The sequence below is a fragment of the Amycolatopsis sp. NPDC102389 genome (assembly GCF_044765885.1).
In the GTDB taxonomy this organism is placed as follows: domain Bacteria; phylum Actinomycetota; class Actinomycetes; order Mycobacteriales; family Pseudonocardiaceae; genus Amycolatopsis.
Window position 1 is genome coordinate 1 of the sequence record NZ_JBIWKX010000006.1, and the last position, 22,932, is coordinate 22,932.

21 protein-coding genes are annotated in these 22,932 nt (G+C 68.7%); 6 read left to right on the forward strand and 15 right to left on the reverse strand.

What is annotated here, in order from left to right:
* Positions 1 to 246: 246 nt before the first annotated feature.
* Positions 247 to 1,905, forward strand: coding sequence for a fumarate hydratase (locus ACIRGA_RS07560; protein WP_400937766.1), 1,659 nt, complete (start codon positions 247 to 249; stop codon positions 1,903 to 1,905).
* A gap of 66 nt (positions 1,906 to 1,971) precedes the next feature.
* Here ACIRGA_RS07560 and ACIRGA_RS07565 read toward each other — a convergent pair whose 3' ends face one another.
* From ACIRGA_RS07565 to ACIRGA_RS07605, 9 genes are all read right to left on the reverse strand, one after another.
* Positions 1,972 to 2,379 carry a hypothetical protein gene (locus ACIRGA_RS07565; protein WP_400937768.1) on the reverse strand — a complete coding sequence of 136 codons (408 nt, stop codon included), beginning with the start codon at positions 2,377 to 2,379 and terminating at the stop codon, positions 1,972 to 1,974.
* A gap of 163 nt (positions 2,380 to 2,542) precedes the next feature.
* Complete coding sequence (locus ACIRGA_RS07570; RefSeq protein ID WP_400937771.1) at positions 2,543 to 3,019, reverse strand: hypothetical protein; 477 nt, start codon at positions 3,017 to 3,019, stop codon at positions 2,543 to 2,545.
* Between the two features lie 36 nt (positions 3,020 to 3,055).
* Positions 3,056 to 3,853 carry an ABC transporter permease gene (locus ACIRGA_RS07575; RefSeq protein WP_400937774.1) on the reverse strand — a complete coding sequence of 266 codons (798 nt, stop codon included), beginning with the start codon at positions 3,851 to 3,853 and terminating at the stop codon, positions 3,056 to 3,058.
* Positions 3,831 to 4,685 (reverse strand): 2-aminoethylphosphonate ABC transporter permease subunit, encoded by an 855-nt coding sequence (locus tag ACIRGA_RS07580; RefSeq protein WP_400937776.1) that lies wholly within the window; start codon positions 4,683 to 4,685, stop codon positions 3,831 to 3,833. The genes ACIRGA_RS07575 and ACIRGA_RS07580 overlap by 23 nt, the downstream gene beginning before the upstream one ends.
* On the reverse strand, positions 4,682 to 5,743 hold the full coding sequence (locus ACIRGA_RS07585; RefSeq protein WP_400937778.1) for an ABC transporter ATP-binding protein: 1,062 nt from the start codon (positions 5,741 to 5,743) through the stop codon (positions 4,682 to 4,684). The genes ACIRGA_RS07580 and ACIRGA_RS07585 overlap by 4 nt, the downstream gene beginning before the upstream one ends.
* Complete coding sequence (locus tag ACIRGA_RS07590) at positions 5,740 to 6,759, reverse strand: 2-aminoethylphosphonate ABC transporter substrate-binding protein (protein WP_400937781.1); 1,020 nt, start codon at positions 6,757 to 6,759, stop codon at positions 5,740 to 5,742. Before ACIRGA_RS07590 ends, ACIRGA_RS07585 begins: the two co-directional genes overlap by 4 nt.
* A gap of 4 nt (positions 6,760 to 6,763) precedes the next feature.
* Complete coding sequence (locus tag ACIRGA_RS07595; protein ID WP_400937782.1) at positions 6,764 to 7,450, reverse strand: phosphonatase-like hydrolase; 687 nt, start codon at positions 7,448 to 7,450, stop codon at positions 6,764 to 6,766.
* The gene (locus ACIRGA_RS07600; RefSeq protein WP_400937784.1) at positions 7,444 to 8,556 is read right to left on the reverse strand and encodes a TIGR03364 family FAD-dependent oxidoreductase; all 1,113 of its coding nucleotides are present in this window, start codon (positions 8,554 to 8,556) and stop codon (positions 7,444 to 7,446) included. The genes ACIRGA_RS07595 and ACIRGA_RS07600 overlap by 7 nt, the downstream gene beginning before the upstream one ends.
* A gap of 182 nt (positions 8,557 to 8,738) precedes the next feature.
* Positions 8,739 to 9,515 carry a GntR family transcriptional regulator gene (locus ACIRGA_RS07605; protein ID WP_400937786.1) on the reverse strand — a complete coding sequence of 259 codons (777 nt, stop codon included), beginning with the start codon at positions 9,513 to 9,515 and terminating at the stop codon, positions 8,739 to 8,741.
* Positions 9,516 to 9,863: 348 nt separating this feature from the next.
* Here ACIRGA_RS07605 and ACIRGA_RS07610 point away from each other — a divergent pair, with 348 nt between their 5' ends.
* Positions 9,864 to 10,670: a S1 family peptidase gene (locus tag ACIRGA_RS07610; protein ID WP_400937788.1), complete on the forward strand. Its 807-nt coding sequence runs from the start codon at positions 9,864 to 9,866 to the stop codon at positions 10,668 to 10,670.
* Between the two features lie 164 nt (positions 10,671 to 10,834).
* Here the strand turns inward: ACIRGA_RS07610 and ACIRGA_RS07615 are convergent, their stop codons facing one another.
* Both ACIRGA_RS07615 and ACIRGA_RS07620 read right to left on the reverse strand, forming a co-directional pair.
* Positions 10,835 to 11,941, reverse strand: coding sequence for an NAD(P)H-dependent flavin oxidoreductase (locus ACIRGA_RS07615; RefSeq protein WP_400937790.1), 1,107 nt, complete (start codon positions 11,939 to 11,941; stop codon positions 10,835 to 10,837).
* 8 nt (positions 11,942 to 11,949) lie between these two features.
* Positions 11,950 to 13,566, reverse strand: coding sequence for an acyl-CoA synthetase (locus ACIRGA_RS07620; protein WP_400937793.1), 1,617 nt, complete (start codon positions 13,564 to 13,566; stop codon positions 11,950 to 11,952).
* Positions 13,567 to 13,627: 61 nt separating this feature from the next.
* Between ACIRGA_RS07620 and ACIRGA_RS07625 the strand changes: the two genes are divergently transcribed.
* Positions 13,628 to 14,416, forward strand: coding sequence for a crotonase/enoyl-CoA hydratase family protein (locus ACIRGA_RS07625; RefSeq protein WP_400937795.1), 789 nt, complete (start codon positions 13,628 to 13,630; stop codon positions 14,414 to 14,416).
* Positions 14,417 to 14,485: 69 nt separating this feature from the next.
* On the opposite strand, the gene ACIRGA_RS07630 is transcribed toward ACIRGA_RS07625, so the two are convergent.
* Positions 14,486 to 16,045 carry an acyl-CoA synthetase gene (locus tag ACIRGA_RS07630; protein WP_400937796.1) on the reverse strand — a complete coding sequence of 520 codons (1,560 nt, stop codon included), beginning with the start codon at positions 16,043 to 16,045 and terminating at the stop codon, positions 14,486 to 14,488.
* Between the two features lie 53 nt (positions 16,046 to 16,098).
* Here ACIRGA_RS07630 and ACIRGA_RS07635 point away from each other — a divergent pair, with 53 nt between their 5' ends.
* Genes ACIRGA_RS07635 through ACIRGA_RS07645 form a run of 3 tightly spaced genes read left to right on the forward strand, consistent with a single transcriptional unit; the run spans position 16,099 to position 19,354 of the window.
* Positions 16,099 to 17,127 carry a Zn-ribbon domain-containing OB-fold protein gene (locus tag ACIRGA_RS07635; RefSeq protein WP_400937799.1) on the forward strand — a complete coding sequence of 343 codons (1,029 nt, stop codon included), beginning with the start codon at positions 16,099 to 16,101 and terminating at the stop codon, positions 17,125 to 17,127.
* An 8-nt stretch (positions 17,128 to 17,135) separates the two neighbouring features.
* Positions 17,136 to 18,191: a thiolase domain-containing protein gene (locus ACIRGA_RS07640; RefSeq protein ID WP_400937801.1), complete on the forward strand. Its 1,056-nt coding sequence runs from the start codon at positions 17,136 to 17,138 to the stop codon at positions 18,189 to 18,191.
* Entirely contained in the window at positions 18,188 to 19,354 is a 1,167-nt protein-coding gene (locus ACIRGA_RS07645; RefSeq protein ID WP_400937803.1) for a thiolase domain-containing protein, read from the forward strand. Before ACIRGA_RS07640 ends, ACIRGA_RS07645 begins: the two co-directional genes overlap by 4 nt.
* Before the next feature lie 316 nt (positions 19,355 to 19,670).
* Here the strand turns inward: ACIRGA_RS07645 and ACIRGA_RS07650 are convergent, their stop codons facing one another.
* The 3 genes from ACIRGA_RS07650 to ACIRGA_RS07660 are packed head-to-tail and all read right to left on the reverse strand — an operon-like array spanning position 19,671 to position 22,784.
* Positions 19,671 to 20,693 carry a YhjD/YihY/BrkB family envelope integrity protein gene (locus ACIRGA_RS07650; protein WP_400937805.1) on the reverse strand — a complete coding sequence of 341 codons (1,023 nt, stop codon included), beginning with the start codon at positions 20,691 to 20,693 and terminating at the stop codon, positions 19,671 to 19,673.
* Positions 20,694 to 20,741: 48 nt separating this feature from the next.
* A complete protein-coding gene (locus ACIRGA_RS07655) occupies positions 20,742 to 21,530 on the reverse strand; it encodes a transglutaminase family protein (protein ID WP_400937808.1) in 789 nt (262 codons plus the stop codon).
* A 27-nt stretch (positions 21,531 to 21,557) separates the two neighbouring features.
* Positions 21,558 to 22,784, reverse strand: coding sequence for a cytochrome P450 (locus tag ACIRGA_RS07660; RefSeq protein WP_400937810.1), 1,227 nt, complete (start codon positions 22,782 to 22,784; stop codon positions 21,558 to 21,560).
* Positions 22,785 to 22,932 lie beyond the last annotated feature (148 nt).

Sequence of the window (22,932 nt, forward strand, 5' to 3'; positions counted from 1 at the left end):
ATCACCACACAAGCCCTGGTCACCACGCCGACAGGCCGGTCAGTGTCCGTGAGGTCCTGAAACATCAACTGTCCGACATGTCCTGAACTCAGACATGGGGTTCTAACCCGAATCGCCACTCACGACCCACCGGCGCCGGCGCCCACCGGCAGTGGCCCCGGTTACTTCCGCCGTGGCCTCTCATGAGCGGGCCTCGGGCTTGGGTACCGTGAGCGGGTTCCCGATGCCGGCAAAGGAGCCCGCGCAGTGGCGCCCACCACGTTCCAGTACACCGAAGTCCTTCCGCTCGCGAAGGACACCCACACCGAGTACCGGCTGATCGGCACCGAAGGTGTCGAGGTCGTCGAAGCCGCGGGCCGGAAGTTCCTCAAGGTCGAGCCCGAGGCGCTGACCAAGCTCGCCAAGACCGCGATCACCGACATCCAGCACCTGTTGCGCTCGTCACACCTGGCGCAGCTGCGCGCGATCGTCGACGACCCGGAGGCCAGCGGCAACGACCGGTTCGTCGCGATGGACCTGCTGCGCAACGCGGCGATCTCCGCCGGCGGCGTCCTCCCGATGTGCCAGGACACCGGCACCGCGATCGTGATCGGCAAACGCGGCGAAGGCGTGCTCACCGGCGCCGAAGACGAGCGCGCGCTGTCCCGCGGTATTTTCGACGCCTATCAGGAGTTGAATCTGCGCTATTCGCAGATGGCGCCGGTGAATTTCTGGGACGAGCGCAATACGGGCACCAACTTGCCCGCGCAGATCGAGCTCTATCACAAAGACGGTGCGGGCGACCCGAGCTATGAATTCCTGTTCATGGCCAAGGGCGGCGGCAGCGCGAACAAGACGTTCCTTTATCAGGAAACGAAAGCCGTCCTGAACCCGAAGCGGCTCGCGAAGTTCCTCGACGAGAAGCTGCGCAGCCTCGGCACCGCGGCCTGCCCGCCGTATCACCTCGCGATCGTCGTCGGCGGCACGTCGGCGGAGTTCAACCTGAAGGTCGCGAAGCTGGCCTCCGCGCGCTATCTCGACGACCTGCCCACCGAGGGTTCCGAGCTGGGCCATGGTTTCCGCGACGTCGACCTCGAACAGCAGGTGCTGGAGATGACGCGCCAGTTCGGCATCGGCGCACAGTTCGGCGGCAAGTACTTCTGCCACGACGTCCGCGTGATCCGCCTGCCGCGCCACGGCGCGTCGTGCCCGGTCGGTGTCGCCGTGTCGTGCTCGGCCGACCGCCAGGCGAAGGCGAAGATCACCGCGGACGGCGTGTTCCTGGAGCAGCTGGAGCGCGATCCGGCGCAGTTCCTGCCGGACGTCACCGAGGACGACCTGTCCGACGAAGTGGTGACCGTCGACCTCAACCGGCCGATGGCCGAGATCCGCGCCCAGCTCTCGCAGCTGCCGGTGAAGACCCGCCTGTCGCTGACCGGCCCGCTCGTCGTCGCCCGCGACATCGCGCACGCGAAGATCGCCGAGCGGCTCGACGCGGGCGAAGAGATGCCTCAGTACCTTCGCGACCACCCCGTGTACTACGCGGGCCCGGCGAAGACGCCCGAGGGCTACGCGTCGGGTTCCTTCGGGCCGACCACCGCGGGCCGCATGGACTCCTACGTCGAGCAGTTCCAGGCCGCGGGCGGCTCGCTGGTGATGCTGGCGAAGGGCAACCGGTCCAAGAAGGTGACCGCGGCGTGCAACGAGCACGGCGGCTTCTACCTCGGCTCGATCGGCGGCCCGGCCGCGCGGCTCGCGCAGGACTGCATCAAGAAGGTCGACGTCCTCGAGTACGCCGAGCTGGGGATGGAAGCGGTCTGGAAGATCGAGGTCGAGGACTTCCCCGCGTTCATCGTCATCGACGACAAGGGCAACGACTTCTTCGAGGCCACCTCGGAACCGGTGCTGCAGATCAGCTTCCGCTGATGTCCGTGAAGGCCTCCTTCACTACCTTCAGGGTAGGGAAGGAGGCCTTCACGGCACGTCCTGGCGTCAGCGCATCTGCTTCAGGACCACGGTCCGCTCCCCCAGCGGCGCCGAAAGCGCCACCGAGATCACCGGGTGCCGGATGTCCATCGTGCACATCTGGCCGGTCTGGCCCTTGAGTTCGGTCAGGTTGACGGTGACCCTGGTCCCGTCCTGCTGCGCGGCCTCCGCCGTCGCGTGCCCGCAGCCGCCTTCCTGGCCGCGGATGTTCAGGATCGTCCCGCCGTTGCTGGTGTACACCTCACGCGGGTAGTCCGCGGGCAGTGCCGACGCGTCGAGCTGCTTGTCCGGCAGCTTGGTGCTGCCTTCCGGAACCTCCTGGCGCGGCGCGCCCGGCACACCCGGCTGGCTCCCCGGCGCGGGTGTCGGCGACGAAGACGGCGCGCTCGACGGTCCGGTCGGCGACGGCGGCACGGTACTCAGGGTGCCGCTCCCGGGTCCGGCCGCGGGCTCCGCTGCCTGGTTCTGCGCCCCGCAAGCGGATACCGCAACGACGATCAGGCCAAGGCCGATGACATTCGTTAAGTACCTCATGCGACTGGGACGGAACGAAGCCGCCGTGGGGTTGCACATGATCTCAACCCGCTTCCAGGACGACGGTCCGCGGCCCGAGCGGCTCGGCGAGTTTCACCGGCAGGACGGCGTAACGGATCACCTGCGGGCACATCTGCCCCGGCTTCCCGTGGTCGATCTTCATCTTGACCACGACCCGCTGCGCGTTCTGCTCGGCGAGATCCGCCTTCGCCTCGTCGCAGCCGCTCAGCTCGAGGTACACGTTCAGGCCGCCGTTCTCGGCGCTGACCTGCGCGGGCACCTTGGCGTCGACCTGCGACGGCGGCAGCATCTTGTCCGAGGGCGGCGGGCCGACGGTCGGCCGTGAGATCGGCGGTTTCGCCACCGGCGGGCTCGCCGGGAGCGAGGTGGGCAGATCCGAAGGTGTGGTGACGACCGGAGGGGTGCTCGTGTTCGCCGGTGCTCCGGGGCCGCCCGCGCCGCAGGCCGCCGTCGCGGCGAGCACGAGCCCCGCGCCCAGCGTCTTCGCTGCGTTCATCATGGCTTCAGGACGGAATGAACCTCGCGGACGGTTGCATCACCGCTGGGCGGCGCGGCCGCGGGCCAGCCCGAGGAGCACCACTCCGGCGAGCGTGACGGCCAGCAGCAGCACGGTGCTCGCCGACGCCAGGAACACCTGACCCCGGTCGGTGAGCGCGAAGATGCTCGCGGGCAGCGTGCGCCAATCCGGTGGGTACAGCATCATCGTCGCGCCCAGTTCGCCCATCGACATCGCCAGCGCGAGGCTCGCCGACGCCGAGATCGACGGCAGCAGGACCGGCAACCGCACCCGCAGCAGCACGCGGACCGGCGAGGCGCCGAGGCTCGCGGCCGCCTGTGCCAGCAACGGGTCCATCCGCGCGATCGCGGCGGAAACCGTGCTGTAGGAGAACGGAAGCAGAATCATCACGTGCCCCAGCAGCACGATCCAGCGCGTGCCGTTGAAGGCGAGCGGCGGACGGCTGAACGCGACCAGCAACGCCAGGCCCAGCACCACCGACGGCACCGCGATCGGCAGGTGGAACAGGGTGTCGACGGCCTTCCGCAGCTTCGAAGGCGCGGACTGCGACGCCAGCGCGGCCCAGGTCCCCAGCAGGACCGACACCAGCGACGCGATGACACCGGTCTGGATGCTCACCGAGAGACTCGCGAACGTCTCCCCGGACAACGCCTGCGCGAAATGCGAGCCGGTGAGCGCGCCCGGCAGCACCCCCGTCCAGCTCCCGGCGACCGAAGCCAGCACGATCATCAGCAGCGGCGCCAGCACGATCGCGGTGAACAGCACCGCGAACACCACCCACAGCAGGACGCGGCTACGCCTGGTCCACAGCAGCACGGCGGCCTCCCTTCGTCAGTCGCCGGTAGATTCCGTACAGGGCAAGGGAGAACACGACGTTGACCACCGCGATGACGCACGCCTGCGGGAAGTCGAACGTGACGATCCCCTTGCCGTAGACCAGCATCGGCAGCGTGGTGACGTCCTTGGCGCCGAGGAACAGCACGATGCCGAACTCGTTCATCGCCAGCAGCATGGTCAGGCAGGCGCCGGAAGCCAGTGACGGCAAGGCTTCCGGCAGGATCACCTGGCGCAGGACGCGGCCGGGTTTCGCGCCGAGGCTGGCCGCGACCTCCATCTGCGCCGAGGAGACCTGGCCGAACGCGGCGAGCGCCGGCCGCATCACGAACGGCGTGTAGAAGGTGATCTCCGCGAGCAGGATCCCGAACGGCGAGTACAGGAACCCGCCCGCGCCCAGGATTCCGGCGCTGCCGTAGATGAAGGTGAACGCGAGCGCGATCAGGAACGACGGGAACGCGAGCACGGTGTCCACCAGCCGCGAAAGCGTCCGCGCGCCGGGAAACGGGACGAACGCGATCACCAGCGCGAGGAACGTCCCCAGCACCACGCACCCCGCGGTGGCGCCGAGCGCGAGCGCGACGGTCTTCCAGGCGGCGTCCCGGAATTCCGCCGAGCCCAGGACGTCGAGCCACACCGACAGCCCGACTTCGCCGGTCTTCGACTCCAGGGACTGGAGAACGACCAGCACCAGCGGGTAGCCGAAGAAGCCGAGCAGGACGAGTACCGGCGGCAGCAGGAGCCAGCCGCGTCCGGGCTGTTTCTCCCGCCGCCGCGCCGGTGCCGCCGTCGCGGCCAGTGCCAGGCCGGTCATCCGACACCCACCAGCGGGCAACCGTCCGGAATGGACACTCCGACCCGCTCCCCGACACTCGGAAGTCCAGCGATGTCCGGCACTTCGGCCCGGACCTCGTTCCCGTCGTGCGCGAGTTCGAGGTCGAGGCGGAAGCCCGTGCCGCGCCACTGGACGCCCCGCAGGACCGCGGGCAGCGCGCCGGGTGTGTCCACCGCGGTGATCCCGACCCGGTGCGGCCGGACGCCGAGCGCGACGGGCTGACCCGCGCGGAACGTCCCGGAGGGGTCGGCCGCCAGCTCGCGGCCGCCGAGGCGGACCCTGGTGCCGCCGGGGTGGATCAGCTCGACCGGGATGAGGTTGGACGCGCCGAGGAAGCTCGCGGTGAACTCCGTCGAAGGACGCTGGTACAGCTCGCGGCTGGGCCCGAGTTCGACCAGTTTCGAGTCGCGCATGACGGCGATCCGGTCGGCCAGCGCCAACGCCTCGCCCTGATCGTGGGTGACGTAGATCAGCGTGGTGTCGGGCAGTTCGGCCCGCAGCCGCAGCAGTTCCGCGACCATGTCCTCGCGCAGAGCGGCGTCCAAAGCGGACAGTGGTTCGTCGAGCAGCAGCACCCGTGGCCGGACCGCCAGCGCCCGCGCGAGCGCGACCCGCTGCTGCTGCCCGCCCGAGAGCTCACGCGGGAAGCGACGGGCGTACTGGCCCATCCCGACGAGCTCCAGTGCCTCGGCCACCCGGCTCGCCGTCTCACCGCGCGGCGTTTTCCGTGCCTTGAGGCCGAAAGCGACGTTGGCCTCGACCCGCATGTGCGGGAACAGCGCGTAACTCTGCACGACCACACCGAGGCCGCGCCGGTGTGGCGGCAGGTCGGTGACGTCCTCGCCGTCGAGCAGCACCCGGCCGGTGCTCGGTACGACGAAACCCGCGAGCGCCTTCAGGGCCGTCGACTTGCCGGAGCCGGACGGCCCGAGCATCGCCAGCGTCTCCCCTCTCGCCACCGTGAGGTCCAGTGGCGAGAGGGCGGTCGTCCGGCCGAAGCGGACGGACACCCCGCGGAACTCGACCGCCGGGGTCATCGGCCCACGGCCTTCTTGTACGCGGCGAGGTCGGCGTCGAGCTTCGCGAGGACGGCGTCCCAGTCCGGCTGCCAGATCTCGACTCCGGCGAGGGCGGCCTTCACCTTGTCCGCGCGCGGGCCGGACGGTGTGACGTCGGTCCGCGACGGGGCACCGAAGGCGTCGACCGCCTTGCCCTGCACCTCGGGCGAGAGCAGGAAGTCCAGGAACTTCTTGGCGTTTTCGGCGTGCGGCGCGTTGTTCACCAGGCCCGCGTAGTACGGGAGGGCGAAGGTGGAGCGCTTGCCCTGCGCGTCGGCCGGGAAGAAGACCTCGAAACCGCCGCTCTTCTCGATCTCGGCGAGGTTCATCTGGACGTCGCCGTTGGCCACCAGGATCTCGGCCTTGGCCACCTTCGGCTGCAGCTTGCCGGTCGAGGACGACGGGCCGACGTTGTTGGCTTCGAGCTTCGCGAGGTAATCGAGCGCGCCCTGGTCGCCGAGGACGTGCTGGAGCTGCAGCAGGACCGCGGTGCCGTCGCCCGCCTCGCCGGGGGTCGAATACTGGAGCTTTCCCTTGAGCGACGGTGAGAGCAGGTCGTCCCAGGTCTTGGGCGAGGTCTGCGGGTTGCGGATGAAGCTGAGGTAGTTGTTCATGATGGCGAAGTAGCGGCCCTGGCCGTCCTTCTGCCCGGCGGGTACCTGGTCGATCCCGGCGGGCGCCGTGGTGGCGAGCAGCCCCTGCGACGCCGCCCGCTGGATGAACGGCGGGAGCGTGACCAGGATGTCGGCCTGGGTGTTGGCTTTCTCCTTCTCCACCCGCGAGGCGACCTCGCCCGAGCCGGCGGTGACCGCCTGGACGGTGATCCCGGTCTTGGCCTTGAACTCCTCGATCCGCTGGGCGTACCAGTCTTCGAGACCGTCCACTGTGTACAGCGTGACGGTCTGGTCGCCGGACGCGCCGCCGGCGGTTCCGCCGCAGGCGCCCAGGGTGAGGGCGAGCAGCCCGGCGAGGGCGGTGGCCGCGAGTTTCTTCATGGCGTCAAAGCTCCTTTGGGGACAGCAGGGCGGGGAGGTCGCGGACGGATTCGAGGACGTGGGTGGCGCCGGCGGCTTCGAGTTCCGGCTTCTTCGCCGATCCGGTGAGCACGCCGGCGACGAGCGAGGCGCCGGACCGCAGCCCGGTCTGGACGTCCGAAGGGGTGTCACCGGCGACGGCGATCCGGCGGACGTCGGTGATTTCGAGCCGCAGCGCGGCGGCGAGGACGAGATCGGGGAACGGCCGTCCGCGCACCCCCTCGCCCGGCGCCAGCACGGCGTCGGCGAGGCCGTGCCAGCCCAGCGCGTCCAGGATCGCGTTCTGCGTCTCCGGCGCGAAGCCGGTGGTGAGCGCGACCTTCACGCCGTGGGCGCGCAGTTCCTGGATCGTTTCCTCGGCGCCGGGGATCGGTTCGCAGTGGCCGTCGGCGACGAGCTTCTCGTAGGCGTCCTGGAAGGCGGTGTTCGCGCGCTGGGCGAGTTCTTCGTCTCCGTCCAGCAGCGCACGGAAGACGACGATCTTGGACTGTCCCATGGTTTCGACGACGTAGTCGAGCATGCCGGGAAAGTGGCTGTCCTCTTCGGACACTCCGGCGGCGGCGATCGCGGCGGTGAAGGCGCGGATCACCAGTCCGTCGTCGGCGACGGTGGTCCCGGCCATGTCCAGGACGACCAGTTCGGTGTTCACCATGAAAGCTCCTCGGCGGTGTCTTCGGCGATGGCGGGGGAACAGGTCATGCCGCGGCCGCCCGGACCGGTGACGAGCCACGCGTTGTCCGCGACGCGGGCGCGGTGCACGATCCGGGAGGTGTCGGTGGTCTGCGCGTAGACGCCGGCCCAGCGGCGGGTGATACGCGGGAGCGGACGTCCGAGCAGCGCTCCGGCGACCTCGGCGAGGTGGTCGTACGGGGCTTCGGTGGTGTCGAAGGAGAACGGCTCGTCGTACTCGTGGGTGTCGCCGATGGTCAGCGAGCCGTCGAGGCGCTGGACCATGAGCAACTGCATCTTGCCGGCCGCGGCGATCTCACCCTGCGGCTGGTCCGCGTTGAGGCCGTCGAGCGCCTCGCCGCGATACGCCGGGTAATACCGGAAGCTGTCCGCGTCGGCGACCGTGGTGGTGAGGGTTTCCCCGAGCGGCTCGGTCTGGGCCATCTGCAGCCGCACGCGCCGGACCGGCGTCGTCCCGGCGAGCTCCTTGACCAGACCGCCCGTCCAGGCGCCGGTGCACAGCACCACGACGTCGCCCTCGTGAGTCTCACCCGTGTCGTCGACGACACCGCGGGCGGTCAGGTCGCGGATCTCGCGGCCGGGCACCCAGGTGTAGCGGCCGGATTTCGCCAGTTCGGCGCGCAGTGCGGGCTGGGCGACTCGCGGTTCGACGGCGGCGTCGCGGTCGCACCAGAGCGCGCCGAGGAAGTCGCCGCGCAGAGCGGGGTTCAGCTCGCGGGCCTCGGCGGCGTCGAGCAGCTTGAAGCCGCGGTCCTCCGCGCTCGCGGCCGCGGCCTCGGCGACGGCGAGTTCGGCCTCGGTGCGGACGACGGTGAGTGAGCCGTTCGGCCGGAAGCCGATCCCTTCGACGCGTTCCCCGATGCGCTCCCACAGCACGCGAGCCCGGGCGGCCGTCTCCAGTTCGGGCCCGCCGGCGCGGCCACCGACCCAGACCAGACCGAAGTTGCGCACGGACGCGCCCCTGGCCTCGGGTTCCCGTTCGATCTGGACGACGTCGTGGCCGCGTTCGACGGCCTGCCAGGCGTGCTGGGTGCCGAGCACTCCGCCGCCGATGATGAGGATTCGCACACCGCAGACGCTCGTCCGCGCGCACCAACGCTCCGTGACCCTGGCCCTAACCCCAGGTGAAGTGCCTCCGAAATGTGGACCAGACCTGTTATCTTCGCGTTACATTACTTCGCGTTTCGTCCTCTGGATGCGGTCGTTGAATCCGCAAACATCGCGTTCAGAGGACTGACTGCGGCAGGTGGCTACTCCACGCGGCCCAGTCGGGTTTCGAAGGAGAGCCGGTCGCCGCGGAACAGCGAACGGACGCGTTCGAACGGGACGCCGTCGGTCCCCCACGACGTCCGGTGCATCAGCAGCATCGGCAGCGCCGGATTCGTCCCGATCAGCAGGGCCTCTCGCGGCGTGGCGAGCACGGTCTCGACCCGCTCCTCCGCGCCGTCGAAGACCACGCCCAGCCGTTCCCGCAAACAGGCGTAGAGCGATTGTGTGGGATCGAACACATCCATGAGCGTCGGGAATCGCGCGGCGGTGAGATAGGTCGATTCCAGCCCGACGCGCTCATCGTCGGCGAGCAGGACCCGTTCGATGTGGATGACGTCGTCTTCCGGATCGATTTCCAGTTCCGAAGCCAGCGACGGACCCGCCTCCCGGCGTTCCAAAGAGATCAAATTCCGGCCCGGCTGAATGCCCTGCCTCCTGAGTCCTTCCGTGTAACTCACCAGAGCGAGCGACTGGACGAGCTTGGGGCCCGCGACGTACGTGCCGCTCCCCTGCCGCCTGCTCAGCCGCCCCTCCAGCACGAGTTCACCGACGGCCTGGCGGACTGTCGCACGGGAAACCTCGAAACGTTCGGATAGTTCCCTTTCCGTGGGAAGTACCGATCCTTGCCCTAATTCGGAGATCACGTCGAGCAGATCGACTTTGACCGCGTAATAGCGGGGAATGCGGCCGTGCTCGGGAATTCCGTCCCGAACCGGGCCGTCTGCGGGCGGATGAAGTCTGGGCGAACGCGCTTTCACGATCCAGATCCTAGGCCCGTTTCCCCCTGCCTGTACTGACCCGAACGAAGTGTTCATGCCACGCTCACACTCGTGGACGAAAGGGCACCTCGTTCGGCGGATCGGGCAGGTGTGACGAAGCGTTCAGCCTTCCGGCGGTTCCGGCGCTCGCCGGTCCGGGAGTAGCGGCGTTGGGCGCTCCGGCCTACGCCATTCGTCGGCGGCCAGGCCGGTACGTCCGTTAATCACCATCATCGACGCAAAGATCCGAAGAAAGTCGGTTGTCCCGGCGTATGCGCACCTGCTGTAGTCAGGTGGCCGCAGTCAGTCTCCCTGCCTCCACTGTGGACAGCCGGAAGGAATGAACCCTTGAACATCAAGCGTCGGTTCAGCCTGCTCAAAAAGACCCTGATCGCCGTCGCGGCGGCCGGAACCCTGGCGGGTCTCGCCACGGCTCCGCAAGCCGCCGCCGCGCAGCCGCCGTCGACCGACGTGGTCGGTGGGACTCGCGCCGCTCAGGGCGAATTCCCTTGGATGGTAAGGCTTTCCATGGGGTGTGGCGGTGCGCTCTACACCCCGCAGATCGTGCTGACGGCCGCGCACTGCGTGTCGCGGACCGGGGCCAACACGGGGATCACCGCCACCCTCGGCGTGGTGGACCTGCAGAGCACGGCGGCCAAGAAGGTCAAGTCGACCTACGTGTACCGGTCGCCGACCTACCCCACCTCCACCGGTGGTGACTGGGCCCTGATCAAGCTCGCCAGCCCGGTCAGCGGCATCCCGACGCTGCCGATCGCCACCACGACCGCCTACAACAGCGGCACGTTCACCGTCGCGGGCTGGGGTGCCGCGACCGAGGGCGGCGCGCAGCAGCGTTACCTGCTCAAGGCCTCCGTCCCGTTCGTCTCCGACTCGACCTGCAAGGCGCAGGGCGGCAGCTACGCCGACCTGATCGACAGCGCCGAGATCTGCGCGGGCAACGTCAACTCCGGCGGCGTCGACACCTGCCAGGGTGACTCGGGCGGCCCGATGTTCCGTCGCGACAGCGCCGGCGCCTGGATCCAGGTCGGCATCGTCAGCTGGGGCGAAGGCTGCGCGCGGGCGCACGCTCCCGGCGTCTACACCGAGGTGAGCACCTTCGCGACCGCGATCAAGAACGCGGCCGCCGGTCTCTAGCCTCTCGCACGGCATGCCCTGAAGGTCCCCTTCACCACAATGGCGTGGTGAAGGGGACCTTCTCGTTTACGGGCCCTTCTGGGCCTCACCTCACCTCACCGACGCAGTAGTGAAGGCCTCCTTCCCTACTCTGGAGGTAGGGAAGGAGGCCTTCACGGCAAACCTCAGCGGGTCTTGTCCAAACGCGACAGTGTCACTTCGTACCCCGACACGAGTTCCGCGATCACGTCGGCGACCGGGCGCACCCGGTCCATCCGCCCGACGATCTGCCCCACCGGCATCGAGACCACGCTCGGATCCGCCGCGTGGTGGATCCGGTTGTGCGCGTGGGAGACCAGCAGGTTCTGCAACGGCATCGGCAGCGGTTCGGGCGCGTCGGGCGCGGCCCACGCCTCGGTCCACCGCGTCTTGAGCAGCCGCGCCGGTTTGCCGGTGTAGATCCGCGTCCGGACGGTGTCGGACGACCCCGCCGCGACCAGCGCGCGCTGCATCGCCTCGGATTCCCCCATGGTCTGGAGGTATTCCTCGGTGGCGAGCCAGAAGGAGCCCATCCACACCCCGGACGCGCCCAGCGCGAGCGCGGCCGCGACCTGCCTGCCCGAGCCGATCCCGCCGGCGGCGAGCACCGGGACGCGGTCGCCGACGGCGTCCACCACCTCGGGCAGCAGGACCATCGACGCGATCTCGCCGGTGTGCCCGCCCGCCTCGTAGCCTTGCGCCACAACGATGTCGACGCCGTTGTCGACGTGCCGGACGGCGTGTTCGGCCTTGCCGGCCAAGGCCGCGACCGGCACGCCCTTCGCGTGACACTGCTCGATGACGTCCACCGGCGGTGACCCCAAGGCGTTGGCGATCAACCGGATGGGGTGTTTCAGCGCGACCTCGACATGGGACCGGGCGACCGAATGCAGCCAGCCCAGCACACCCGCGCGTTCGTCGGTGTCGTCCGGCAGCGGCGGCACCGCGAGATCGCGCAGCGTCCGCTCCACGAAGTCGCGATGCCCCTGCGGGATGTGTTTCGCGAGATCGATCGACGTCCCTTCGGCCGGGATCTTGGCAGGCATCACGATGTCGACGCCGTACGGCTTCCCGCCGGTGTTCTCGTCCATCCAGGACAGGACGGCGTCGAGCTCGGCCGCGTCGTTGAACCGCACACAGCCCAGCACGCCGAGACCACCCGCCCGGCTGATCGCCGCGGCCACGTGCTCGGACGGGGTGAACCCGACGATCGGCAGGTCGATCCCGAGCCGGTCGCACAGAGACGTCCGCATGGTGCTCCTTACGCCGGTTGGATGCTGATGGGCTCGTGCTCGGAGGCGTAGCGCTGCGCCCAGGGATAGTCCGGCTTGCCGCTGGGCGACCGCCCGATCTCCTCCGCGAGCCAGAGACTGCGCGGCACCTTGTACCCGGCGATCTCGGTCCGTACGTGCGCTTCGAGCGCGGCGAAATCGAGCTCCTTACCGGAGCGCGGCTGGATCACCGCGGCCACCCGCTGGCCGAGCCGGTCGTCGGGGATGCCGATGACGAGCGCGTCGAAGACGTCCGGATGCGATTTGAGCGCGCCCTCGACCTCTTCCGGGTACACCTTCTCGCCGCCGGTGTTCACGCACTGCGACCCCCGGCCGAGCAGGGTCACCGTGAGGTCTTCCTCGTAGCGCGCGTAGTCACCCGGGACGACGTACCGCTTGCCGTCGATCTCGACGAAGATCTTCTCGGTCTTCGCGGGATCCTTGTAGTACCCGAGCGGGACGTGCCCGCGCCGGGCGATCAGCCCGATCGCGCCCGGTTTCGGTTCGACGAGCGCGCCGTCGTCGTCCACCAGGATCGCGTCCTTGCCGAAGTTGACCCGGGGGCCGGCGGAATGATCGCTGTCCTTGCTGACCATGCCGATGCCGGTGAAGCCGCTTTCGGACGAGCCGATCGCGTCGGTGATCACCACATGCGGGAGCAGCGACAGGAATTCCTGCTTCACCGACTGAGAGAACAGGGCGGCGTGACTCGACACCGCCACGATCGACGACGCGTCGTAGTCTCCCTCGCGATAGGCGTCGATCAGCGGCCGCGCCATCGCGTCGCCGACGATGGTGAGCACCTGGACCTTGTTGTCCTGCACGGCTTTCCAGACCTCGTGCGCGTCGAACCGCGGGACGAACACGACCGGGCTGCCGGTGAACAGCGCGCCGAACGCGGCCCACTGCGCGGCGCCGTGGATCAGCGGCGCGGCCGGGAGCCGGACCAGGCTGCCCGACTTGCCCTGTTCGGCGAGCGTCCACTCGTCCGGGACGTACTCGCCGGTGACGAAGTTGATTCCGCCGCCGAGCGCCCGCCAGATGTCCTCGTGGCGCCACAGGACGCCCTTGGGATAGCCGGTGGTGCCGCCGGTGTAGAGGATGTAGATGTCGTCGGCGCTGCGCTCGGCGAAGTCCCGCTCGGGCGAGCCTTCGGCGAGCGCGGCTTCGTAGTCCACGCCGCCGTAGGACGAGTAGTCGCCGTCGCTTCCGTCATCGACGACGACAACGTGTTTCAGTTTCGGCGTCTCCGGCAGGACGGCGGCCACCTTGTCCGAATAGCCGCGTTCGTGGACCAGCGCCACGAGGTCGGCGTTGTCGAACAGGTACCGCAGTTCGCCGTGGACGTACCGGTAGTTGACGTTGACCGCGATCCCGCGCAGCTTGTACGCGGCGATCATCGATTCCAGGGCCTCGATCGAGTTCCGGGAATAGACACCGATGTGGGATCCGGGTCCCACGCCGTGTGCGGCGAGATGGTGCGCCAGCCGGTTGGCGCGCTCTTCCAGTTCGGCGAAGGTGACCCGCCGATCGCCGCAGACGACCGCGATGCGCTCCGGCACGGCGTCGACGGCGTGCTCGAGTAGATCCGCGATGTTGAGTGCCACGCCCTCAAAGTAGAACATGTTATCGTTCTGGGCAATGGTGGCTACTCCGACGGAGGTTCTGGTGGGCGAACCGCACGCGCTGGTGGAAAAGATCGGACACACCCTCGTGGTCACGATGAACCGGCCGGAGGCCCGGAACGCGCTCAGCGGCGAGATGCTCGGGATCATGGTCGAGGCGTGGAACCGGGTCGACGAGGACGACGACGTCCGGTGCTGCGTGCTCACCGGAGCGGGTGGCGCGTTCTGCGCGGGCGCGGACCTGAAGTCGATGTCGAAGAACTCGCCGTCCGACTCGTTCGAGAAGGGCACGTTCGACCCGAGCAGGATCGAGGGCCTGCTCAAGGGCCGTCGGCTGACGAAGCCGTTGATCGCGGCCGTGGAAGGCGCCGCGATCGCCGGCGGCACGGAGATCCTGCAGGGTACGGACATCCGCGTCGCGGGCGAGAGCGCGAGGTTCGGGGTGTCGGAGGCGCGGTGGAGCCTGTTCCCGATGGGCGGTTCGGCCGTACGGCTCCCCCGCCAGATCCCGTACACCGTCGCCGCGGACCTGCTGCTGACCGGACGCCACATCACCGCGGCCGAGGCGCTGGAGATCGGCCTGATCGGCCACGTCGTCCCCGACGGGAAGGCCCTGGACAAGGCGCTCGAACTCGCGGGCCTCATTTCCGCGAACGGTCCGCTGGCGGTCCGCGCGATCCTCAAAACCCTGCGCGACACCGAGGGCATGCACGAGGAGGAGGCCTTCAAACTCGACGCCCAGTACGGCATCGAGGTCTTCGCGAGCGAAGACGCGAAGGAAGGCCCGCGCGCCTTCGCCGAGAAGCGCAAGCCCGTCTTCCGGGGCCGCTGACTCCCCGCGTTTCGTCCTCTGAATGCGGTGATTCGACAGCGAACTACCGCATTCAGAGGACGAAACGCGTCAGGGGACGGGGTGGCCTTCCCAGTACGGGTCGCGGAGCTTGCGCTTGTAGAGCTTCCCGTTCGGGTCGCGCGGGAGTTCGGGCAAGTAGTCGACGGAACGCGGGAGCTTGAACTTCGCGAGGCGCGAAGCCGCGTACTCGAGGATCTCCGCGGTCAGCTCCTCGGAGGGTTCGACGTCGTCCGCGGGCTGGACGACGGCCTTGATCGCCTCACCCCAGTCCTCGTGCGGGACACCGAACACCGCGACGTCGGCGATCTTCGGATGCATGACGAGCTCGCCCTCGATCTCCGCCGGGTAGATGTTGACCCCGCCCGAGATGATCAGATCCGCCTTGCGGTCGTGCAGGAAGAGGTAACCGTCCTCGTCGAGATGCCCGACGTCGCCGAGGGTGAACAGGTCCCCGACCCGCGCTTTGTCCGTCTTGGCCCGGTCCTTGTGGTACTCGAACTTCGAGTCGCCCATCTTCATGTACACCGTGCCGGTCTCGCCGGCGGGCAGCTCCGTGCCCTCGTCGTCGAGGATCTTGATCGTCGAGCCCGGCCACGGCAGCCCGACCGAACCCGGTTTCTTCAGCCACTCCTCCCCCGAGATCGCCGTCCCACCGCCTTCGGTGGCCGCGTAATACTCGGTGACGACCGGGCCCCACCAGTCGAGCATCCGGCGTTTGACCTCCAGCGGGCACGGCGCGGCGCCGTGGATCATCACGCGCAGCGAACTCAGGTCGTAGGCCGCGCGGACGTCGTCCGGCAGGGCGAGCAGGCGGCGGAACTGCGTCGGGACCATGTGGCTGTGCGTGACGCGGTGCCGCTCGATCAGCCGCAGCATGTCCTCGGCGTCCCAGCGGTCCATCAGCACCGCGGTATGGCCCAGCTGCAGGGAAATCGCGACGAAGTTGAGCACCGCCGTGTGATAGAGCGGCGACCCGCACAGGTGCACATGGTCGTCGTGCGGCGCCAGCCCGAAGATCCCGAAGAACCACGTCGACGCGCCGGGGACGGAGTCGGGGTCGGCGCCGGTGAGCGGCCGCCGGACCCCCTTGGGCCGCCCCGTGGTGCCTGACGTGTAGAGCATCGGCGAGCCCGCCGTGCGCCGCTCCGGACGTCCGTCGCCCTCGCCGGAGCCGAGCTCTTCGATCCGGCGGAAGCCCTCGACGTCGCCGACGGCGAACCGTCCGCGTTCCGGGATCCCGGCCTCGTCTGCGGCGGCGATCGCGACGTCGGCGAACCGTTCGTGCGCGAGGAAGGCCTTGGCGCCACTGTCGGACAGGATGTAGGCGACCTCGGGCCCGACCAGATGCCAGTTGACCACCACGATGTACAGACCGGACTGGATGGCGGCGAAGTAGGCCGCCACGAGTTCGTCGCCGTTGGGCTGCAGGACGACGACCACGTCCCCGGCCTCGAGCCCGAGGGCCTGCAGCCCGCGGGCGTACGCGTTCGCTTTCGCGGCGAGGTCCCCATAGCCGATCGAGCGGCCGTCCGGATCGACGAGTGCGACCCGCTCCGGCTCCCGCGCGGCGATGTTCCAGACCCCAAGTGTCCCGGTGGCAGTCGACATACGGGCAAATCTAGAACGCGTTCCACTCAAGAGCAACCGTCGGCGAAGCCCAGATGGCCGATCTTGCCCATAAATCGAGAACGTGTTTCACTCAGGATGTGAGCGCACCTGAACTCCCGCTGTCGGCCCCGCTCAACGTGGGCTTCGACTACACGCGTTCGGTCGGCCCGGTACTCGGCCGGTTCGTCAACGCCCTGCGCGAGCGCCGCGTCGAAGGCGTCCGGGGCAGCGACGGCCGCGTCCACGTACCCCCGCTGGAATACGACCCCGTGACCGCCGAAGCCTTGTCCGAGTTCGTTCCCGTGGCCTCCGAGGGCGAGATCGTCTCCTGGTCCTGGATCGCCGAACCCGTCGACGGCCAGCCGTTGTCGCGGCCGTTCGCGTGGGCGTTGATCCGGCTCGACGGCGCCGACACCTCGATCCTGCACGCGGTCGACGCCGGTTCTCCGTCGAATGTCCACACCGGACAGCGGGTCCGGATCCGCTGGGCGGACGAGACCGTCGGCCACATCCGCGACATCGCCTACTTCGTCCCCGCCGACGGGGACGACACCGAAGCCACCGAAGCGCCTCCTCCGGTGGCGAAACGCGAAGAGGGCGCGCCGGTCAGCGTGGTGATCACGCCGATCCACCTGCGTTACGAGCATTCCGCGTCGCCGGAGGAAAGCCGGTACCTGCGCGGGCTCGCCGAGGGAAAGCTGATCGGCCAGCGCTGCCCGTCCTGCGAGAAGGTCTACATCCCGCCACGCGGCGCCTGCCCGACCGACGGCGTCCCGACCACCGACGAGGTCGAACTGCCCGACACCGGCATCGTCACGACGTTCTGCATCGTGAACGTGCCGTTCCTCGGCCAGAAGATCAAACCGCCGTACGTGGCCGCGTACATCCTGCTCGACGGCGCGGACATCGCGTTCCTGCACCTCGTCCTCGGCTGCGACGCCGCCGACGTCCGGATGGGCATGCGGGTCCGGGCCGCGTGGAAACCGCGGGACGAATGGTGGACGTCGCTGGAGAACATCGGCCATTTCGAACCGACCGGCGAGCCCGACGCGCCGTACGAATCCTTCGCCCACCATCTGTGAGGACCACAGTGCCAGATGTAGCAGTCGTGGGCTTCGCGCAGGCCCCCAACGTCCGCAGCACCCCGGGCACCACCAACGGCGTGGAAATGCTGGTGCCGATCTTCGCCGAGGTCTTCGAGCGCACCGGTCTGTCCAAAGAGGACATCGGGTTCTGGTGCTCGGGTTCCTCGGACTACCTGGCAGGCCGCGCGTTCTCGTTCATCGCCGCGGTCGATGCCATCGGCGCCTTCCCGCCGATCCACGAGTCGCATGTCGAGATGGACGCCGCTTGGGCGTTGTACGAGGCTTGGCTGAAGATCCGGATGGGTGAGGTCGACACCGCGCTCGTCTACGGCTTCGGCAAGTCCTCCGCCGGGCAATTGCGGCGGGTGCTCGCCCTGCAGATGGATCCCTACGTCGTCGCGCCGCTGTGGCCGGATTCGGTGAGCGTGGCCGGGATCCAGGCGAGGCTGGGGCTCGAATCCGGGCTGTGGTCGGAAAAAGACCTCGCCGAGGTCGCCGCGCGCAGCCGCGCCGACGCCGCCGGAAACCCCGCCGCACAGCTCTCCGGAACGGTCGAAGTCGCGGAGCTTCTCGACGCCCCGTACTTCGCGGATCCCTTGCGGGCCCACGACATCGCCCCCATCACCGACGGCGCCGCCGTGCTCGTGCTCGCGTCGGCCGAGCGGGCGGCGGACCTCGTCGACAGCCCCGCGGTGATCACCGGGATCGAGCACCGGGTCGACTCTCCGGCGCTCGGCGTCCGGGACCTCACCAGGTCACCGTCGACGGCGGCCGCCGGGCGGGCGCTCGACCTCGACGGCGTCGAACTCGCCGAACTGCACGCGCCGTTCACCCACCAGGAATTGATCCTGCGCGACGCGCTGGGCCTCGGCGACCAGGTGCGGATCAACCCTTCGGGCGGCGTCCTGACCGGAAATCCGATGTTCTCGGCGGGGCTGGCGCGGATCGGCGAGGCGGCGAACCGCGTCCTCGACGGCAGCGCGCGCAAAGTCCTCGCCCACGCGACGAGCGGCCCCGTCCTCCAGCAGAACCTGGTCGCGACCTTGGAGGTCCTCTCGTGAAGCACCTCGCGGCCGTTTTGGGAACCGGCCAGACCCACCACAAGGCCAAGCGCACCGACGTGTCCATGCCCGGCCTGCTCCGGGAAGCCATCGACCGGGCGATGCTCGACGCGGGGACCGGCTGGGACGACATCGACGCCGTCGTCCTCGGCAAGGCGCCGGATCTGTTCGAAGGCGTGATGATGCCCGAACTGTTCCTCGCCGACGCGCTCGGTGCGACCGGGAAACCGTTGCTGCGTGTGCACACCGCGGGTTCGGTCGGCGGTTCGACCGCGCTCGTGGCAGCGTCGCTGGTGCAGGCGGGCGTGCACAAACGGGTGCTGACCGTGGCCTTCGAGAAGCAATCCGAGTCGAACGCGATGTGGGGCCTGTCGATCCTGCCGCCGTTCCAGATGCCGGTGGGCGCCGGGGCGGGCGGCTATTTCGCGCCGCACGTGCGGTCCTACATCCGGCGATCCGGCGCGCCCGACCACGTCGGCGCGATCGTGGCGGCCAAGGACCGGCGCAACGGGGCCCTCAATCCGTACGCCCACCTGAGGCAATCCGACATCACGGTCGAATCGGTACAGGCGTCGCAGATGCTGTGGGACCCGATCCGCTACGACGAGACGTGCCCGTCCTCGGATGGCGCGTGCGCGATGGTGATCGGGGACGAGGCGTCGGGCGACGCGGTCCCCGGTGGCGCGGCGTGGATCCACGCGACCGCGATGCGCACCGAGCCGACCACGTTCGCCGGACGCGACCAGGTCAACCCGCAGGCCGGCCGGGACGCCGCGGCCGCGTTGTGGCGGGACGCCGGCATCACCGACCCACTGTCCGAAGTGGACGCCGCCGAGATCTACGTGCCGTTCTCGTGGTTCGAGCCGATGTGGCTGGAGAACCTGGGGTTCACCGACGAGGGCCAGGGCTGGAAACTCACCGAGGCGGGTGAGACCGCGCTCGACGGACGCCTGCCGATCAACCCTTCGGGCGGTGTGCTCTCGTCGAACCCGATCGGGGCCTCCGGGATGCTCCGGTTCTCCGAAGCGGCCAAGCAGGTGATGGGGCGGGCCGGGGACTACCAGGTCGACGGCGCGCGGATCGCGCTCGGGCACGCGTACGGCGGCGGTTCGCAGTTCTTCTCGATGTGGGTGGTGGGGTCGGCCAAGCCGAGCTCGCGATGAAGGACGCTTTGGTCGCATCTCACGCGGGGAAAGACCCCTTCAGCCGCGCTTGGCTTCTTCGACCCTTCCGTGCCTGACACGCAGGCGGATTCTGGCCGGCCGATAGTCCAGTGTCACGGCTCCCGGTCGCTCCAGCTCGACGTCTCGACTTCGAAGCCGTCGGCCTCACATCTGGAGCGCGCCTCATCCACCCGTGAACCCACGAGTTCGGACAGAGCGAACGACGGCTTCCGACCGCCCAGTGGTGACCGATCGCCGGACATCGAACTCTCTCTCCCTTCGGCCAAGCCGAGCTGACCAGTCGCGAACGTGCGATTCAGAGGCGGCGGCGCGGCCGGAGACGTTGTGCGGCCAGCGTCGCGACCACTCCGGTCACCGCGCCCACCAGCACCGGCTTGAGCCCGTGCCGATCAGGCGCCGCGACCACCGGCCGGACCACCACGGGAGGCGGCGGCTTGACCGGATCCGGCGGGGCGTCGCGCGCGGTCGCCGTCCAGGCCGTGACGAACACCAGCATCCGCGCCACCAGCGAGATGAAGAAGATCAAACCGATGATGGAGCCGAACGCGACCCCGGTCGGCGAGTTCCCGATCAGGCGCAGGTAGATCCCACCGGCCTGCTTCAGCAGTTCGAAGCCCAGCGCCAGCGCGACCGCGCCGCGCATCGCGCTGCGGACGCCGACCGGTTTCCGCGGCAAGCGGGTGAGCACCCAGAGGAACACGAGCCAGTTCGCCAGCAGCGCCAAGGGGATCGAGATCGCCGACAGCACGTTGTGGCCCCAGGCGGTGTCGTCCACTCCGGCCAGCCCCAGCAGGTACCGGCCGAGCGCGGACCCGGAGATGGTGATGGCGAACGAGACCAGCAGCGCGCTCGCGAGGCCGAGCAGCGCGAGCAGGTCCGCGGCGATCGTGCGCAACAGCGGGAGATCCGACCGGTTCTGGCCCCACAGCGCGGTGAGCGCGTCCCGCAGCGAGTTCATCCAGTTCCAGCCGGAGTACAAGCCGATGATCAGACCGATGATCCCGACACTGGTGCGCTGCTCGACGAACCCGGTGAGCAGCTCGCCCGCCTTGTCACCGAGGCCGCCGGGCAGGGTTCCGGTGATCGCGTTCAGCATCGACTCGATCAGCTGCGGCTGGCTCGCCAGCACGAAGCCGGCCACCGAAACCGCGACCATGAGGATGGGCACCAGTGAGAACAGGCTGAAATAGGTGATCGACGCGACGTAGTGGTAACCGCCGTACTCGATGTAGCGGTTCACCGCCCGCGCCACGTGGTCCAGCCAGCGGTGGCGGGCACGCAGCCGCTGCCATTTCGTCGATGCTCGCTTCTCCCTCACACGCCAATGTCTACCTCAGCCAGGTCACGGCTCGTGGGCAACACGCGATCAACCGAGCGCGATCAGCCGCGAGCCGTCGTCCTCCGGCAGCGACGGGCCCGCGGTCGCCAGCACGGTGTTACCGAGAAAGTCCAGCTCACAGCCGAGGGTGGAGAGGAACGCGGTGTCGGCGGCGTCCCGTCCGGTGGCGATCCGGCAGAGGCTCTGCCTCGGCGCGAGGCCGGTCGCGTCGAAGACGTACCAGCGGCCGTCGATCGCGGCTTCGAACACGGCATGGAAGTCCATTGGGGACAGTCCGGGCGCGTAGACGGCGGCGAACCGGGCGGGGATGTCCAGCACGCGGCACAGCGAAATGCAGACGTGCGCGTAGTCGCGGCAAACCCCTTCCCCTGCGAGGTAGGTGTCGACGGCGTCATCGGTCGGCGAACCGGAACCGACCACATAGGACAGATGCTCGCCCACCTCCCGGACGATCGCCTCCACCTGGGCGCGCGGGTCGGGCAGGCCGCCGAACCGGGACAGCGCCAGCCCGCCCATCCGGTCGGAGGGGCAGTACCGGCTGGGCCTGGTGTAGCGGATGACGTCGTCCAGGGTGACGAGCTCGGCATCGGCCGGGTCGAGCGCGCGGCCGGCCCGGTACCGCACGACGTGTTCACCGAGCGGCAGATCGACGACCTGGGCGCGGGTCCCGTGTTCGAACGCCACCTGGCGCGGCGGCGCGGGATAGGCGAACTCTTCCTGACCGGCCCCGCCCGCGAGCGCGATCACGAACGCGGCGGGGCCGGGTTTCGTGACCCGGAAGGACATTTCGACATCGACCTGCACGTGGGGACCCATGGCCCCATGGTGCCCCACGCCATCCGGTCAGGCGTAGCGGACCTGGTAGTGCTTGATCCCGTTGAGCCAGCTCGAGCGGAGCCTGTCCGGCGGGGCGAGTTCGGTGATGTCCGGCATGACATCGGCGATGGCGTTGAAGATCAGGTCGATCTCCAGCCGCGCGAGGTTGGCACCGATGCAGTAGTGCGAACCCGTGCCGCCGAAACCGACATGCGGGTTGTCCTCGCGGAGGATGTCGAACTTCTCCGGCTCGTCGAAGTGGTCCGGGTCGAAGTTCGCGGAACTGTAGAACATCCCGACCCGGTCGCCCTTGCGGATGTGCTGGCCACCGAGTTCGGTGTCGCGGGTCGCGGTGCGCTGGAACGCGACCACCGGGGTGGCCCAGCGGACGATCTCGTCCGGCGCGGTCTTCGGGCGCTCCTTCTTGTACAGCTCCCACTGCTCGGGATGATCGAGGAACGCCTTCATCCCATGGGTGATCGCGTTGCGCGTGGTCTCGTTGCCCGCGACGGCGAGCAAGATGACGAAGAAGCCGAACTCGTCCGACGCCAGCGATTCACCGTCGACGTCGGCCTGCACCAGCTTCGTGACGATGTCGTCCATCGGGCACTTGCGCCGCTCTTCGGCCATGTTCCAGGCGTAGCCGACGATCTCGGCGGACGCGGCGAGCGGCTCGACCTCGTACTCGGGATCGTCGTAGGAGACCATCTGGTTCGACCAGTCGAAGACCTTCATCCGGTCTTCCTGCGGGATGCCGATCAGTTCGGCGATGGCCTGCAAGGGAAGTTCGCACGCGACGTCGACGACGAAATCGCCGGAGCCCTTTTTCTTGGCCTCGCTGACGATCTTCTCCGCGCGGTCGCGCAGGGTGTCTTCGAGTTTCGCGATCGACCTCGGCGTGAAGCCCTTCGAGACGATCCTGCGCAGCTTCGTGTGCTGCGGGGCGTCCATGTTGAGCAGGACCAGACGATTGGCTTCGAGGCTGTCGTCGGTCATGTTCTCGTCGAACCGGATGATCGCGGTCTTCTCCCGCGAGGAGAACAGCTCGCTGTCCCTCGACACCGCCTTGACGTCTTCGAGCCGGCTGACCACCCAGTAGCCGTCATCGCGGAAGCCCGCGGTGTTGTGCGGCTGAGGGTTCCACCAAACCGGTGCCGTACGGCGGAGTTCGGCGAACTCCTCCAGAGGCAGTCTGGTGGCGTACAGATCCGGATCGGTGAAATCGAAACCGGCGGGGATCAGGGGAGCGGCCACGGGCTACCTCCTACGCGGTTCGCCAATGAAACACGTTCTAGACCCGATTGAAGCATACGGCGTTTACCAAGTGAAGAGTTTCAGTGAAACCCGTTAACTCGACCGTTGTGGATCATGCTCGCCCTGCAAGACGCGGGAACGACTACCA

What these genes read in the sequence shown, in the direction of transcription:
- ACIRGA_RS07585 (WP_400937778.1), bottom strand. Translation starts at nt 5,743, where the DNA reads ATGACCCCGGCGGTCGAGTTCCGCGGGGTGTCCGTCCGCTTCGGCCGG.
- ACIRGA_RS07635 (WP_400937799.1), top strand. Translation starts at nt 16,099, where the DNA reads ATGGCCGATCTTGCCCATAAATCGAGAACGTGTTTCACTCAGGATGTG.
- ACIRGA_RS07590 (WP_400937781.1), bottom strand. Translation starts at nt 6,759, where the DNA reads ATGAAGAAACTCGCGGCCACCGCCCTCGCCGGGCTGCTCGCCCTCACC.
- ACIRGA_RS07655 (WP_400937808.1), bottom strand. Translation starts at nt 21,530, where the DNA reads ATGGGTCCCCACGTGCAGGTCGATGTCGAAATGTCCTTCCGGGTCACG.
- ACIRGA_RS07580 (WP_400937776.1), bottom strand. Translation starts at nt 4,685, where the DNA reads ATGACCGGCCTGGCACTGGCCGCGACGGCGGCACCGGCGCGGCGGCGG.
- ACIRGA_RS07630 (WP_400937796.1), bottom strand. Translation starts at nt 16,045, where the DNA reads ATGTCGACTGCCACCGGGACACTTGGGGTCTGGAACATCGCCGCGCGG.
- ACIRGA_RS07615 (WP_400937790.1), bottom strand. Translation starts at nt 11,941, where the DNA reads ATGCGGACGTCTCTGTGCGACCGGCTCGGGATCGACCTGCCGATCGTC.
- ACIRGA_RS07570 (WP_400937771.1), bottom strand. Translation starts at nt 3,019, where the DNA reads ATGATGAACGCAGCGAAGACGCTGGGCGCGGGGCTCGTGCTCGCCGCG.
- ACIRGA_RS07595 (WP_400937782.1), bottom strand. Translation starts at nt 7,450, where the DNA reads ATGGTGAACACCGAACTGGTCGTCCTGGACATGGCCGGGACCACCGTC.